This window comes from Tabrizicola oligotrophica (genome assembly GCF_011008935.1).
GTDB classification, from domain to species: domain Bacteria; phylum Pseudomonadota; class Alphaproteobacteria; order Rhodobacterales; family Rhodobacteraceae; genus Tabrizicola_A; species Tabrizicola_A oligotrophica.
Genome location: NZ_JAAIVJ010000019.1, coordinates 1 through 13,886, shown reverse-complemented (window position 1 = coordinate 13,886; position 13,886 = coordinate 1). Strand labels below are relative to the sequence as shown.

The following is a 13,886-nucleotide window of genomic DNA, read 5'->3' as shown; positions in this document are numbered from 1 at the left end:
CATGCCCCCATCTATCGCCCTTTCCCGTCGCATGCACGCCGCGACCCGGACGAACTTGAAAAGGAACACGCCATGATTACCACCATCTCGCTGGCCGGCACTGTCTCGGCGCAAGGTGTCAAACTGCAGGACCATCCCGACGGGCGAGTCACGATCTCGACCGGTGAGGCCCGGCTGACGGGCTGGCCAGTGCTGCGCAGCCGTCTGGGGCGCTATCTGCTTGCCGGGATTTCGGCGGCCTATCTCGGGATCGGTTTCGTGCAGGAAGCACGGTCGGAAACGCTGCTGAACGTCAGCTATGACCCGACCCGCGAGCTTTACCGCGAGGTGAACGAAGTCTTTGCGAAAGCCTGGGAGGCGGCGGGCAATCCGGCGCCAACCCTTGAGGCCAGCCACGGCGGCTCTGGCGCGCAGGCCCGCGCCGTGATCGACGGGCTGGAGGCGCAGGTGGTGACGCTGGCGCTGGCCAGCGACATCGACAAGATCGCGGCGGCGGGCAAGCTGCCGGCCGACTGGCAGGCGAAGCTGCCGCACAACGCGTCGCCCTATACCTCGACCATCGTGTTTCTGGTGCGCGAGGGCAACCCGAAGGGGCTGAAGGACTGGGGCGATCTGGTGGCAGAGGGGGTGGAGGTCATTACTCCGAACCCGAAAACCAGTGGCGGCGCGCGGTGGAATTACCTTGCCGCCTGGGCCTGGGCTGAAAAGAACGGGCAGGAGCCGAAGGCGTTCGTCGGCAAGCTTTACGGCAACGTGCCGGTTCTCGACAGCGGCGCGCGGGGGGCGACCACCACCTTTGCGCAACGCGGCATCGGCGATGTGCTGCTGGCCTGGGAAAACGAAGCCTATCTGGCGCTGAAGGAACTGGGCGAGGATCAGTTCGACATCGTGGTGCCGTCGGTTTCGGTGCTGGCCGAACCCCCGGTCGCGCTGGTCGAGGCCAACATCAGGACCGACGATCAGCGCAAGCTGGCGGAAGGGTATCTGAACTTCCTGTACTCGCCCGAAGGGCAGGCGCTGGCCTTCAAGCATTTCTACCGGGCCTGGGATGCCTCGGCGGCCGATCCCGAGGACGTGGCGCGCTTCCCGCAGCTTGAGCTGGTGGACATCGCCCATTTCGGCGGCTGGGCCAAGGTGCAGCCGGAGCATTTCGGCGACGGCGGGATCTTTGACCAGATCTATGTGCCGAAATGACGCGACGACCGCTGATCCACAAATCCCCCATGCCCGGCCTTGGTCTCAGCATGGGGATCACCCTGACGATGCTGTCGCTCGTCGTCCTGCTTCCCATCGGCGCCCTTCTGTGGAAGGGCGCCACTTTCGGCCTGTCCGGCATCTGGGAAACCGTGAACCGCGAGCGGGTCTGGGCGGCGCTGTTCCTGTCCTTCCGGCTGTCGCTCATCGCGGCGCTGTTCAATCTGGTGTTCGGCCTGCTTCTGGCCTGGGTTCTGGTGCGCTACCGCTTCCCGGGGCGGCGGATCCTTGATGCCGCCGTCGATCTGCCCTTTGCCCTGCCGACGGCAGTGGCCGGCATCGCCCTGACCACGATCTACGCCCCGAACGGCATGTTCGGCGCGCTGGCGAAAGAGATCGGCTGGAAGATCGCCTACACCCAGTCGGGCATTTTCCTTGCGCTGGTCTTTGTCGGGCTGCCCTTTGTCACCCGCACCGTGCAGCCGGTGATCGAGGAGATCGACCGCGAGGTCGAAGAGGCCTCGGCCACGCTTGGCGCGTCGCGCGTGCATACCTTGCGCCATGTGATCCTGCCGATGCTCGCCCCGGCGGCCCTGACCGGCTTTGCCCTGTCGCTGGCCCGCGCCGTGGGCGAATACGGCTCCGTCATCTTCATCGCCGGGAACATCCCGCTGGTGACGGAAATCGCGCCCTTGCTGATCGTCATCCAGTTGGAGGAATTCAACTATGATGCCGCCGCCGCCATTGGAATTTCCATGCTTCTTATCAGTTTTGCGATGCTTCTGCTGATCAACCTCATTCAGGTCTGGAGCCGCCGGAGGATTGGCTATGTCTGACATCCGGTTTGCCGCCGCCACCGAGGAACCCGCCGCGGTCCGCCGCCTGCTGATCGGTCTGGCCGTCGCCGGGTTGGCGACCCTTGTCGCCGCGCCGTTGCTCGTGGTCTTTGCCGAGGCGCTGGCCCAGGGCTGGCTGGCCGCTGTCACCGCGCTGGGCAACCGTGACGCGCAGTCGGCGATCCGGCTGACGCTTCTGATCGCGGGTATCTCGGTGCCGCTGAACGCAGCCTTCGGCATCGCCGCCGCCTGGTTCATCACCAAGTTCGATTTCCGCGGCAAGGCGGTCCTCATCACCCTGATCGACCTGCCGTTCTCGGTCTCGCCCGTGGTGGCGGGGCTGTGCATCGTCCTGATGTTCGGCACCAATTCGCTGGTCGGCGGCTGGCTGGTCGCCAGCGGCCATCCCATTGTCTTTGCCCTGCCGGGGATCGTTCTGGCGACGATGTTCGTGACCTTTCCCTTCGTCGCCCGCGAGTTGATCCCGGTGATGATCGAGCAGGGCAGGGCAGAGGAAGAGGCGGCGCTGACCCTTGGCGCAAGCGGCTGGCGGACCTTCCGGACTGTCACGCTGCCGAACATCCGCTGGGCGCTGCTTTACGGTGTCCTTCTGTGCAACGCCCGCGCCATGGGCGAGTTCGGCGCGGTTGCGGTGGTGTCGGGCAAGATCCGTGGCCAGACCGCGACCATGCCGATCACCATCGAGATGCTTTACAACGAATACCTCTCGGTCGCGGCGTTTTCGCTGGCCGCGGTGCTCACCCTGCTCGCCCTTGTCACGCTTCTGCTGAAAACCGCGCTGGAAATCCGCCACGCCGATCAGCTTTCTGCCACGCATCGCCATTAGGAGGCGCCCATGCACATCGAAATCGACGAAATCTCCAAGGCTTTCGGACCCACCGCGGCGCTGACGCCGGTGTCGCTGGCGATCCCGTCGGGTGCGCTGGTGGCGCTGCTTGGCCCCTCCGGGTCAGGCAAGACCACGCTCTTGCGCATTCTGGGGGGCCTGGAGTTTCCCACCTCGGGCCGGATCCTGTTCGACGGCGCCGACGCGACCGGGCTTGCGGTGCAGGACCGCCGGGCGGGGTTTGTGTTCCAGTCCTATGCGCTGTTCCGGCACATGACGGTGTTTGACAACATCGCCTATGGCCTGAAGACCCGTCCCCGCGCCACGCGCCCGCCCAGGGCCGAGATTGCCCGGCGGGTGACGAAATTGCTCGACCTGATCCAGTTGCCCGACATCGGCGCGCGCTATCCAAGCCAGCTTTCCGGAGGGCAGCGGCAGCGGGTCGCGCTGGCCCGTGCGCTTGCCATCGAACCGCGGATGCTCTTGCTTGACGAACCCTTCGGCGCGCTTGATGCCAAGGTCCGCAAGGATCTCCGGCAGGGCTTGCGCGACATCCATGACGAGACGGGGTTGACCACGGTCTTCGTCACCCACGACCAGGAGGAGGCGATGGAGCTGGCCGATCTGGTTGTGGTGATGTCGGGCTCGCGGTCGGGGGGCAGGATCGAACAGATCGGCAAACCGGCCGATATCCGCGCCCGCCCGGCGACCCCGTTCGTCCGCGACTTCATCAGCGCCTGACCAGGCTGGCGGAGACCGCCCGCATCTGGCGCGAGGGTCGCGCCATGCCGATCCTTGTGCCGCACGGTCCGGAGGAGGCGATCTTCCGTGCCGGTCGCCTGCCGGTCGCGCCAAAGGAGAAAGTCCCGGTCCCCGCCTGATCGATGTCGATCGGCCCCGGCCCAAGGACTGACGCTGCACTGGGTTCGTGGCCTTGCGGCCTGTGCTGATGGCGGAATTCGGGTTGCACTAGAAGGGGAAAGGGGTTGTTTGGCGCGACGCATTTCCCGGCGTCACAGCTAATCGTCCTGTCCCGCCTTGGCTGCAATGGCCCGCCCCGCACGGTCTGGGGCGGGCTTTTCAATATATCGGCCGTGCCGCTGGCCCATGCTGCGCCTTTCCATAGTGGCGTCCCGCCACGCACCTGGCCGGCGCGGCGAGATGTGCTGATTCGTTTGCCGACATTGACCTGTATCAAAGACCGGTGCCCGCCCCGGCGCTATCCAAGAGCCGCGCGAGACAGGAGAGAACCATGCTGCACCCCCCCTGATGGCCCGGACCGGCGGCCTTGCTGCCGCGTGTCGGCGCGTACCGTGGCCTGCTGGCCCGGCCCCTCTCCTGATCGCAGGATCGCTGACTGTCTCTCCCTGTCATACAGGCGGTATCGCGGGTTTCGCCCCCGATCCCTGCCGATGAAGGATCTGCCCATGGCTCAGAACGATACCATCCCCACCCCGCCGCCGACCGCCCGCGAGGAGCGCAACATCTTCCTGTTCCTTGCCGTCTTTCTGGCGCCGATCCTGGCGGTTGCCGGCGTCGGCTCGCTGGGTCTGTCGATCTGGATCTGGCAGATGTTCTTCGGACCGCCCGGATGAGCGGCGCGATCGAATTCCAGCCGGGCCGCCGCGGCTTCCTGGCCGGTTTGCGCCCAAGGCCGGCGCCACAATTCCGTCCGCCGTGGACGGATGAGGCCAGCGTCAGCGCCCGCTGCACCGGCTGCGGTGCCTGCATCAAGGCCTGCGCGGCCGGGCTGCTGGCCGCGGGTCCGGGCGGACTGCCGCGGCTGGTGCCGGGGCAGGGGGAATGCACCTTCTGCCACGCCTGCGCCGATGCTTGCGACGAGGGCGTGTTTCTGGCCGATCTGGCCGCGCCTTGGCCGGTGACGGTGGCCCTGTCCGGCTCCTGCCTGCTCAAGGCGGGCATCAGTTGCCGGCTTTGCACCGATGCCTGCCCCACCGAGGCGCTGCGTTTCGACCTCTCGGTGCGCCCCGCCGGGGCCATTCGAATTGACGCCGAGGCCTGTACCGGCTGCGGCGCCTGCCTTCCCCCTTGCCCGACGCAGGCGCTTGGCCTGCAGGACGGCCGCCAGCTTGAGGCCAGCGCATGACCGATGAGTTACATATCGCCAGCTTCGCGCTGCGCTGCGACCCGGCGCAGACCGGCGATCTGCTGGCGGCGCTGCGCGCGCTGCCCGGCGTCACGATCGGCACCGAAGATGCCGCCAGCGGCAAGGCCGTGGTGGTGATGGAGGCGCCCGACGACCGGACCATCACCCGCACGCTGGCCGAGATCCAGCTCATGCCCGGCGTGGTCAACGCCGCGCTGGTCTACCAACATATCCTGAACACTGACGAACTCACGACCACAGAAGGAAGCCCGACATGACCGACATGACCCGGCGCGACGTTATCAAGGCACAGGCAGTCATTGCCGCCGCGACCGCCATCGGCCTGCCCATCCCGGCCGAGGCGCAGAATCTGGTGACAGAGGCTGACCTGACGCAACTGAACTGGAACAAGGCGCCCTGCCGTTTCTGCGGCACAGGCTGTTCGATCATGGTCGCCACCAAGGGCGGCCGCGTCGTTGCCACCCACGGCGACAGCAAATCCGAGGTCAACCGCGGCCTGAACTGCGTCAAGGGCTATTTCCTGTCCAAGATCATGTATGGCGAGGACCGCCTGACGACCCCGCTCTTGCGCAAGAAGGATGGCCAGTACCACAAGGACGGCACCTTCGAGCCCGTCAGCTGGGACGAAGCCTTCGACATCATGGCCGAGAAGTGGAAAAAGACCCTTGCCGAGAAGGGCCCGAAGGGCATCGGCATGTTCGGCTCGGGGCAGTGGACGATCTACGAAGGCTATGCCGCCGTCAAGCTGATGAAGGCGGGCTTCCTGTCGAACAACATCGACCCCAATGCCCGGCACTGCATGGCCAGCGCCGTCGCGGGCTTCATGCGCACCTTCGGCATCGACGAGCCGATGGGCTGCTATGACGATTTCGAGGCCGCCGATGCCTTCGTGCTCTGGGGCTCGAACATGGCCGAGATGCACCCGATCCTGTGGACGCGCGTCACCGACCGCCGCTTTGCCCATCCGCATGTCAAGGTTGCGGTGCTGTCCACCTTCACCCATCGCAGCTTTGATCTGGCCGACATTCCGGTGATCTTCAAACCGCAAAGCGATCTGGCGATCCTGAACTACATCGCCAATTACATCATCCAGAACGGCGCGGTGAACGAGGCGTTCCTGAAGGAACATGTGAACTTCAAGCGTGGCGCCACCGACATCGGCTATGGTCTGCGTCCCGAAGACCCGCGCGAGGTGAATGCCGCCAACGCCAAGGACCCGACGGTTTCCGAGCCGATGAGCTTTGAGGAATTCGCTGCCTTCGTGTCGGAATACACGGTGGAGAAGGCCGAGGAAATCAGCGGTGTTCCGGCTGAACAGCTGGAGGCGCTGGCAAAGCTTTATGCCGACCCGAACGTCAAGGTGATGTCGCTGTGGACCATGGGGTTCAACCAGCACACCCGCGGCGTCTGGGCCAACAATCTGGTCTACAACATCCACCTCTTGACCGGGAAGATCTCCACGCCCGGCAACTCGCCCTTCTCGCTGACGGGCCAGCCTTCGGCCTGCGGCACGGCGCGCGAGGTCGGCACCTTCTCGCACCGGCTGCCCGCCGACATGGTGGTGACGAACCCCGATCACCGCGCCCATACCGAAGAGCTGTGGAAACTGCCCAAGGGCATCCTGCCCGACTGGCTGGGCTCGCATGCCGTCAAGCAGAACCGCGATCTGAAGGATGGCAAGATCAACTGCTATTGGGTGCAGGTCACCAACAACATGCAGGCTGGTCCCAACATGATGCAGGAAGGGCTGCCGGGCTACCGCAACCCCGACAACTTCATCGTGGTGTCGGATGCCTATCCCACAGTCACCTGCGAGGCCGCCGATCTGGTGCTGCCCTCGGCAATGTGGGTGGAAAAGGAAGGCGGTTACGGCAATGCCGAGCGCCGCACCCAGCTTTGGCACCAGCTGGTCAACGCCCCGGGCGAGGCACGCTCGGACCTGTGGCAACTGGTCGAGTTTTCCAAGCGCTTCACCACCGACGAGGTCTGGCCGGCCGAAATGCTGGCCGCCAACCCCGAGTACAAGGGCAAGACCCTGTTCGAGGTGCTGTTCGCCAACGGGCAGGTCGACAGGTTCGGCCCCGCCGATCTGGCCGAAGGCTTCGCCAACCCCGAGTCCGAGGCCCTTGGCTTCTACCTGCAAAAGGGCCTGTTCGAGGAATATGCCAGCTTCGGTCGCGGCCATGGCCATGACCTCGCGCCGTTCGACACCTATCACGAGGTGCGCGGCCTGCGCTGGCCCGTGGTGAACGGCGAGGAAACCCGCTGGCGCTTCAACGCCGAGCATGACCCCTATGTCAAGAATGGCAAGCCCTTCCATTTCTACGGCAACAAGGACGGCCGGGCCAATATCTTTGCGCTGCCCTACGAGCCGCCGGCGGAATCGCCCGATGCCGAATATCCGTTCTGGCTGTCCACCGGGCGGGTGCTGGAGCACTGGCACTCCGGCTCGATGACGCAGCGGGTGCCGGAGCTGTATCAGGCCGTCCCCGACGCGCTGTGCTACATGCACCCCGACGACGCCGAGGCGCTGAACCTGCGGCGCGGCTCCGAGGTGCGGGTGATCTCGCGGCGGGGCGAAATCCGGGTGCGGGTGGAGACGCGGGGGCGCAACAAGCCGCCGAAGGGGCTTGTCTTCGTGCCGTGGTTCGACGCGCGCCGCCTGATCAACAAGGTGACGCTCGACGCGACCGATCCGATTTCCAAACAGGCGGATTTCAAGAAATGCGCCATCCGCATCGAAGCCGTGTGAGGGGGGATATCATGTTGAAACGCTTTGCCTTCGCCGTAGCCCTTCTGGCAGCCACCGCCGCCATGGCCGAAAACCAGCTGGGCGGCCTTCGCCCCGACACGCCGCTTGCCGAGGAATCCGAGGCGCCGCAGATCCCGGCAGTCGTCAATTCCGATGTCCGGCAGGTGCGCAACTATCCCGACCAGCCGCCGATCATTCCGCACAAGATCGACAATTACCAGATCGACCTGAACGTGAACAAATGCCTGTCCTGCCACAGCCGCACCGCGGTTGAAGCCAGCCAGGCGCCGATGATCTCGGTCACGCATTTCATGGACCGCGACGGGCAGACGCTGGGCACCGTCAGCCCGCGCCGCTATTTCTGCACCCAGTGCCATGTGGTGCAGCACGATGCCGAACCGCCGGTGGCAAACGGTTTCCTGGATGTCGACAGCGTGCTGGATCACATCATCGGCGCCGGTGAGGAGGGTCAGTGATGTTCAGGCTTCTGAAACGGGTCTGGCACATCCTGGTCCATCCGGCCGCGCATCTGAGCCTTGGGTTCCTGACCGTCGGGGGCTTCGTGATGGGGGTGATCTTCTGGGGCGGCTTCAACACCGCTCTTGAAGTCACCAACACCGAGGCCTTCTGCACCAGCTGCCACGAGATGCGCGACAACGTCTATGAAGAGCTGAAGCCGACCATCCATTACACCAACCGCTCGGGCGTGCGGGCCACCTGCCCGGACTGCCATGTGCCGCATCAATGGACCCACAAGATCGCCCGCAAGATGCAGGCCAGCAAGGAGGTCTGGGGCAAGATCTTCGGCACGATCAACACGCGCGAGAAGTTCCTCGACAAGCGGCTGGAACTGGCACAGCACGAATGGGCACGGCTGGAGGCCAATGACAGCCTTGAATGCCGCAACTGCCACTCGATGGAGTCGATGGATATCACCCGGCAAAGCAAGCGCGCCGCCGAAGCGCATGAGCGCTTCCTGTTCACCGGCGAAAAGACCTGCATCAACTGCCACAAGGGCATCGCCCACCAATTGCCCGACATGCACGGTCAGGCGATGTTCGGCCCGACCTCGGACGCGCCCGAACAGATGAGCGAGAACGTCGAAGCCAGCGGCAGCGCCGAGGTGAAGGCCTATCTGAAGACCGTGACCGAGTGATCGGTCACCCACGCAGCCGGCGGGCGCCTCGGGCGTCCTCCGGCTGTGCATGGCCTGCCGTCGTCCTTGCAGCCTGACCAGATCTGCCAGCGGCGGGAACAGCGGCGCAGGAAGCCGGCGGCAGGCGCGCGGTTTCGAAGGTCAGGATTTTCCGCGCCCGGAACCAAGGCCGCGCGCCATGGGCCGCGGCCGCCCGTCCGGGCTGCCTTGCATCGCCCGCAGACCACCGCCCGGCGCTGTCGCGCCAGGGGCGGGGATGATCTGCTGCGCAAGGGTTTTCGCGGATGCAGGGTCACGGCGTCTGCCCCCGGCCAGACGCCCGGAACGGGGCGAGGCATTGCTTCACCGTGCGGACCGACACCGCAAGAGAAGCGCAGCTTCGGCGGCAAGCTGCCTTGCCTGTCCGCGCGCAAGGATCTTCGCTCGCCTGTCCACGGCGAGACCGGCCCCGTGGTTACCCGCCGCATCAATCACCGTCGTGTCATTGGTGTAGCGATCAAAATCGGCGTCGCCGTCAAGCTTTTGGCTGGTCGTGCGCACCAGCCCATCGGCTGACACCGTCGAATTCGTCTGCGTCACCAGAGAATTGTTGGCATTGCGGATCGTTTCCACCGTGCTGGTGTTGCCGGCAACTCCCAGTGTCGTGACGGATATGATCTTTTGATCATCGGCCCCATCGCCGTTCAGATCAACCGATGTCGTTCGCGTCCGACCATCCGCGCTGATGACCAACGTCTCGCTCACCCGGTCAGAGCCATCCCGGTTGGTCACCGCCGTAATTTCCGTTCGTACCCCCTCCGCATCTTCCGACAATATCTCCGTGGTGATCCGATCCTCACCGCCAGTCCCGTCCAGATTGTCCGAGCGGACCCGGGTCAACCCATCCGCCGTTTGCGTCTCTGTGCTTGACCGGATAACCGATCCTTCATTGGCCAGATCCGAGATCACGACCGTCCGGCTGCCATTCGCCGCTGTCGTGCGAACCTCCGTCTGGTCGAACCAGCCGCCCCCGGTGGTATCGCGCTGGATCGAGACTTGCTTGCCATCGGCGCTGGTCGTCGTCACCACCCGGTCCAACACCACGGCAGTTGTCGCATCGCTGCCCTGACGGTTGATCACCGTCTCCGTCCGGCTGCCATCGGCATTCAGCACGGTCTGCAAGCTTTGCAGCCGGTCCACCACCCCATCACCATCCTGATCGAAGCGGTTGGTGATGCTCAGCCCATTGGCGCTGGTCACCGAGGTGACCACAAACACCCGGTCCCCGGTCTGATCATAGCCCGACTGCGTCACCGTGCGCTTGCCATTGGCGGCCGTCGAGACCACCTCCTCCACCCGGTAGCCCTGCGCCTCCGCCATCAGCCGCGTGTTTGCCAGAACCCGCGTCACCCCGTTCATCACGAAGCTCGACTGCCCGGTGATCGTCGAGCCATCGGGCAGCAGGATCTCCGTGGCATCCGCCGTCAGATCAAGCTCGGTGATCCCCAGCTCGCCCAGCGTCTTGACCTCCTGGCTGCCATCGGCCTTCGTCACCTGCACCCGGAATTCGCCCCAGCGCGCATCGGCGCTGGTCAGTTTGCCGTCGCCGTTCGAGTCAAACGCCCGGCGCAAGCCGTCCAGATCGTCTTTCGCGCCGTCAGCCCATTCGGTGAAGACAAATTCATGGCTGTTCGACAGCTGCCCATTGCCATCCGCGTCAATGAACAACACCCCATCCCCCGCCCCCGCCCAGGCCGTCCGGTGGTCGAGGCCATCCCCCGAGGTGTCCGTGAATACCGTCGATTTGGTGAGTTCGGTGATCTCGATGCCGTCGCCGTCGAGGTCGAGGAGAATGGGGCGTCGGCCTTCCGTCGCCGTGTGGTCGCCGCTTCCCTGACGGTCACGGTTGTTGTTAGAGTTGTGCGACACATCAGATGTATGCGAAGGAGTGCCGTTGGTTGAGCTCGGATTAGCCGCTTGGCCTGACTGCGCCGCACCGCCTCCGGTACCGCTCCAATTGGAATGACCACTCGGCGCATCTACAGAATTGCCCTGATAACCATAGCCCCCTCCTGTGGCAACATCGGTCGCGCGGCCTTGCGCCGCAGAGGATGGCGCGTCTCGACCCTCACCCACAACATTTGAGCCAGCAGGCCTCGAAAAGCCGGGGATTTGATCAATACCCCTCGGGTCGAGCGGATCATTCCCCATACCCGTGGGGCCGCCTGTCCTATCCTCTATGTCCTTCAACATCCGAGAATAGCCAGGCAGAATTGCCCCTGCGACAGCGAGACGAGCGATGTATTCATCGTCTACCTGTTTAATCCCGACTCGCTCTCTCAGGCCCCCAGTTGTCCCGTTTAAAACGTACCCATCTAGAAGATGGGTGATTGGAGCTTGTATCGATCCAAGCGAGAAGAGCGATCCCAACGGTATCGTTATTCCTCCAGCCGCTAGAACACCTTCTACGTGTGACACACAGTTGTTTGAAAAAATTCCATAATCTATTGGCTTTCCAATCAGACTCTTGGCGTAATCAATCATTGCATTTGCTTGCTCTTCGGAAACCGGGATCCTACCTGAAGTTGCTGCTGCTGGTCGCGACATTGCTTCGCTAGATTGCGTTCTATCAATTACGCGCCCGTCGTTTGCTCCGAACTGCCCCAAAACTCCGACTATCGAAGCAGGTACGTCAAACCGCCCTCTGATTGTAGTAAAAGATGTCTCCTGATCAAGATCAATTTGAACTTCTGTGTTACTGTACCCGATTGATGATCGAACTTCTATTGAGACGTGGCCGGTTCTCGAATCGCCAATCCGGGTGTCATAGGCACTTACGACAGCATAGCTGTCACCAAAAAACTTCATCTTCCAAGTCAGTTCTCCCAAAAAGCCGTATATGAGAAATTCTTGCATTCACCCGAGATAATACTGAAGGAACGCTGCACAAATATTCTATCAAAGAACCTTGTTGCGTTTGGCCGGCTTCTCCTTTCAGCTGGAAGCAAAGACATAACTTGCATTTTTAGATCACGCTCATTCAGGGCGGCGCCGAAATCAAGCGGCTTCCCGCTATATATCATGACCCATGGCCTAATCTTAACTCGGAGTGAAATTGACACCGCAGACCCATAAAGATATACCTCATCTGCCTGCGGGGCGCTCGACTCGGCTTGTACTTCGGTTTCACAACTAAAATACTCTGCTAGAATAGCCTTCATACTAGCAGAGGACATCAAATCACGTCGAACGACAACTCTCTTTGGGGGCTCGGATTTATTGGCAGCCAAGACAATAAGAGATCCGAATGCCTCATACCCATCCGCCACGATGCTTTCGCTCAAGAAAAACCTTGACAAACTCAAATAAGAAAAGCCAACCGCCGAAATAACTATACAGAGAATAACAACATTTCTAATCATGCAACTACTCCGTTCTTCCAGCTATCTCGCCAGCTCGCGCAACTTGAAGAGGGAACCTGACTCACCTGCCTGCCGTTAAGATGATACAGCTCCACAACACCCCCTCCTGCGCCGCGCCGACCTAAGTGAAGGGCTGCTACATCCGTACCGAGATTAACATTTTCGTCTTGTCCTTTTGTATAGGTGGTCCTGTGCAGGGTCGGCAACAATTTTGTCCGTAAGCGCCGTCTCTGCCCCATTGATTTCAGGCTTGCGCAGTGGGGTTCTGGGGGGATCTGAGACTTTTTGGTAGCTCAGAAAGGAGTCCTTTATGAGCTCATCCCGGCAGATTTTGCGGCTTGAGCGTAGGCCCAGGGCATCAGGGCGTCGATGTTGTTGGCGAGGTGGCCATTGGCCAGCTTCGTGAAGAGATCGGCCAGATATCCATAGGGTTCGACGGGGTTCATCTTGCATGTGCCGATTAGGCTGGCGAAGCGTGCCCAGTTCCGACCGCCCTCATCATGGCCTGCGAAGAGTGCATTGCGGCGGTTCATGGCCGGGCTGCGGATGGCGTTTTCCACGAGGTTGGAGTCGATGTCGACGCGGCCATCGTCGAGGAACAGCCGGAAGCCATCCTGACGTTTCAGCATATAGGCCATCGCCTCGCCGAGATCGGATTTGCGCGGGACCCGCTTGGCCTGTGCCGCCAACCAGGTGAAGAACGCATCAACCAACGGGCGCGACAATTCCTGCCGGACAGCTACCGCGGCGAAGACGTGGTCGCGACCTTGGATCGGGTGTGCCGGAAGGTCGGCTATCCCAAGACCATCCGTGTCGACCAAGGCACCGAGTTCGTGTCACGGGACATGGACCTCTGGGCCTATCAGCGCGGTGTCACGCTCGACTTCTCGCGGCCGGGCAAGCCCACCGATAATGCCTTCATTGAAGCGTTCAACGGTAGGTTCCGCGCGGAATGCCTGAACGCCCACTGGTTCCTGACGCTTGCAGATGCGGCGGAAAAGTTGGAGGCTTGGCGTAGATACTACAACGAGGAACGGCCGCATGGCGCGATCGGAAACAAGGTTCCGATCACGCTGACAAAATCGGGGGGCGTCACCAGCCCGTCACCCTGAGCAAAGCCGGAAAACTCTGCCTTTGGGCGGTCCAAGGTTGGGGGGCGGATCAGTAGCCGGAAAACTCTGCCTCCGGGCGGTCCAAGGTTGGGGAGCGGATCAATCAACCCAAGGACTCTCCCCATCGCCGGAGGGAAGATGGGGCTCAGGTCAGTGAGTGTCTGCTTTGGAGGTTTTGCTGCAACAGCGATGCTGCATTGCCGTCAGGCGGCTTCCCGCCCTTTCCGACATTCGTCACTGCTTCCAACTCATCATTCCGTCTCGACTTGCAACCTGGAGCAAGCATTGCTGATGGGCGCGAAACATGTCGAACAGCCGGGCAATGAGAACCAGGATGTCAAAGCGAACGAAAGACCAAATGCAGCCTCGGGAAACCCAAAACACCCCAAGCGTTGAGGCTTTAGCACAGATGGGGAGGGAGGGGCTGCTTGATCTCTGGCCCACGGTGATGGGCACGGTT

At 62.7% G+C, this 13,886-nt stretch carries 11 protein-coding genes and 2 pseudogenes; 11 read left to right on the top strand and 2 right to left on the bottom strand.

Annotated features, from left to right (window positions below; all coding sequences use genetic code 11):
* Positions 1–72 precede the first annotated feature (72 nt).
* The 10 genes from G4Z14_RS17455 to G4Z14_RS17410 all read left to right on the top strand — a co-directional run bounded on the left by G4Z14_RS17455 (position 73) and on the right by G4Z14_RS17410 (position 8,913).
* Positions 73–1,194: a sulfate ABC transporter substrate-binding protein gene (locus G4Z14_RS17455; RefSeq protein WP_164628046.1), complete on the top strand. Its 1,122-nt coding sequence runs from the start codon at positions 73–75 to the stop codon at positions 1,192–1,194.
* On the top strand, positions 1,191–2,030 hold the full coding sequence (gene cysT / locus G4Z14_RS17450; RefSeq protein WP_164628044.1) for a sulfate ABC transporter permease subunit CysT: 840 nt from the start codon (positions 1,191–1,193) through the stop codon (positions 2,028–2,030). The genes G4Z14_RS17455 and cysT overlap by 4 nt, the downstream gene beginning before the upstream one ends.
* Positions 2,023–2,877 carry a sulfate ABC transporter permease subunit CysW gene (cysW, locus tag G4Z14_RS17445; RefSeq protein WP_164628043.1) on the top strand — a complete coding sequence of 285 codons (855 nt, stop codon included), beginning with the start codon at positions 2,023–2,025 and terminating at the stop codon, positions 2,875–2,877. Before cysT ends, cysW begins: the two co-directional genes overlap by 8 nt.
* A gap of 9 nt (positions 2,878–2,886) precedes the next feature.
* On the top strand, positions 2,887–3,618 hold the full coding sequence (locus tag G4Z14_RS17440; protein WP_164628041.1) for a sulfate/molybdate ABC transporter ATP-binding protein: 732 nt from the start codon (positions 2,887–2,889) through the stop codon (positions 3,616–3,618).
* 686 nt (positions 3,619–4,304) lie between these two features.
* Positions 4,305–4,472, top strand: coding sequence for a periplasmic nitrate reductase, NapE protein (locus G4Z14_RS17435; protein ID WP_164628039.1), 168 nt, complete (start codon positions 4,305–4,307; stop codon positions 4,470–4,472).
* A complete protein-coding gene (gene napF / locus G4Z14_RS17430) occupies positions 4,469–4,984 on the top strand; it encodes a ferredoxin-type protein NapF (RefSeq protein WP_164628037.1) in 516 nt (171 codons plus the stop codon). Before G4Z14_RS17435 ends, napF begins: the two co-directional genes overlap by 4 nt.
* The gene (locus tag G4Z14_RS17425) at positions 4,981–5,262 is read left to right on the top strand and encodes a chaperone NapD (protein ID WP_164628035.1); all 282 of its coding nucleotides are present in this window, start codon (positions 4,981–4,983) and stop codon (positions 5,260–5,262) included. Before napF ends, G4Z14_RS17425 begins: the two co-directional genes overlap by 4 nt.
* Entirely contained in the window at positions 5,259–7,757 is a 2,499-nt protein-coding gene (gene napA, locus G4Z14_RS17420; protein ID WP_164628033.1) for a nitrate reductase catalytic subunit NapA, read from the top strand. The genes G4Z14_RS17425 and napA overlap by 4 nt, the downstream gene beginning before the upstream one ends.
* Before the next feature lie 11 nt (positions 7,758–7,768).
* The gene (locus tag G4Z14_RS17415; RefSeq protein WP_164628032.1) at positions 7,769–8,233 is read left to right on the top strand and encodes a nitrate reductase cytochrome c-type subunit; all 465 of its coding nucleotides are present in this window, start codon (positions 7,769–7,771) and stop codon (positions 8,231–8,233) included.
* Positions 8,233–8,913 (top strand): NapC/NirT family cytochrome c, encoded by a 681-nt coding sequence (locus G4Z14_RS17410; protein ID WP_164628030.1) that lies wholly within the window; start codon positions 8,233–8,235, stop codon positions 8,911–8,913. Before G4Z14_RS17415 ends, G4Z14_RS17410 begins: the two co-directional genes overlap by 1 nt.
* Before the next feature lie 342 nt (positions 8,914–9,255).
* Here G4Z14_RS17410 and G4Z14_RS17405 read toward each other — a convergent pair whose 3' ends face one another.
* Both G4Z14_RS17405 and G4Z14_RS17400 read right to left on the bottom strand, forming a co-directional pair.
* Positions 9,256–10,821 (bottom strand): hypothetical protein, encoded by a 1,566-nt coding sequence (locus tag G4Z14_RS17405; RefSeq protein WP_164628028.1) that lies wholly within the window; start codon positions 10,819–10,821, stop codon positions 9,256–9,258.
* A 1,801-nt stretch (positions 10,822–12,622) separates the two neighbouring features.
* Positions 12,623–13,054, bottom strand: a pseudogene (locus G4Z14_RS17400) (IS66 family transposase); the annotation flags it as partial.
* On the opposite strand from G4Z14_RS17400, the pseudogene G4Z14_RS17395 reads away from it, so the two are divergent.
* A pseudogene (locus tag G4Z14_RS17395) lies at positions 13,052–13,426 on the top strand (integrase core domain-containing protein); the annotation flags it as partial. The pseudogenes G4Z14_RS17400 and G4Z14_RS17395 overlap by 3 nt on opposite strands.
* Positions 13,427–13,886: the final 460 nt, after the last annotated feature.

Bases quoted from the DNA above. Each gene is read 5' to 3' on its own strand.
- G4Z14_RS17440 (WP_164628041.1), top strand. From the start codon at position 2,887: ATGCACATCGAAATCGACGAAATCTCCAAGGCTTTCGGACCCACCGCG.
- napF (WP_164628037.1), top strand. From the start codon at position 4,469: ATGAGCGGCGCGATCGAATTCCAGCCGGGCCGCCGCGGCTTCCTGGCC.
- napA (WP_164628033.1), top strand. From the start codon at position 5,259: ATGACCGACATGACCCGGCGCGACGTTATCAAGGCACAGGCAGTCATT.
- cysT (WP_164628044.1), top strand. From the start codon at position 1,191: ATGACGCGACGACCGCTGATCCACAAATCCCCCATGCCCGGCCTTGGT.
- G4Z14_RS17425 (WP_164628035.1), top strand. From the start codon at position 4,981: ATGACCGATGAGTTACATATCGCCAGCTTCGCGCTGCGCTGCGACCCG.
- G4Z14_RS17455 (WP_164628046.1), top strand. From the start codon at position 73: ATGATTACCACCATCTCGCTGGCCGGCACTGTCTCGGCGCAAGGTGTC.
- G4Z14_RS17435 (WP_164628039.1), top strand. From the start codon at position 4,305: ATGGCTCAGAACGATACCATCCCCACCCCGCCGCCGACCGCCCGCGAG.
- cysW (WP_164628043.1), top strand. From the start codon at position 2,023: ATGTCTGACATCCGGTTTGCCGCCGCCACCGAGGAACCCGCCGCGGTC.
- G4Z14_RS17410 (WP_164628030.1), top strand. From the start codon at position 8,233: ATGTTCAGGCTTCTGAAACGGGTCTGGCACATCCTGGTCCATCCGGCC.
- G4Z14_RS17415 (WP_164628032.1), top strand. From the start codon at position 7,769: ATGTTGAAACGCTTTGCCTTCGCCGTAGCCCTTCTGGCAGCCACCGCC.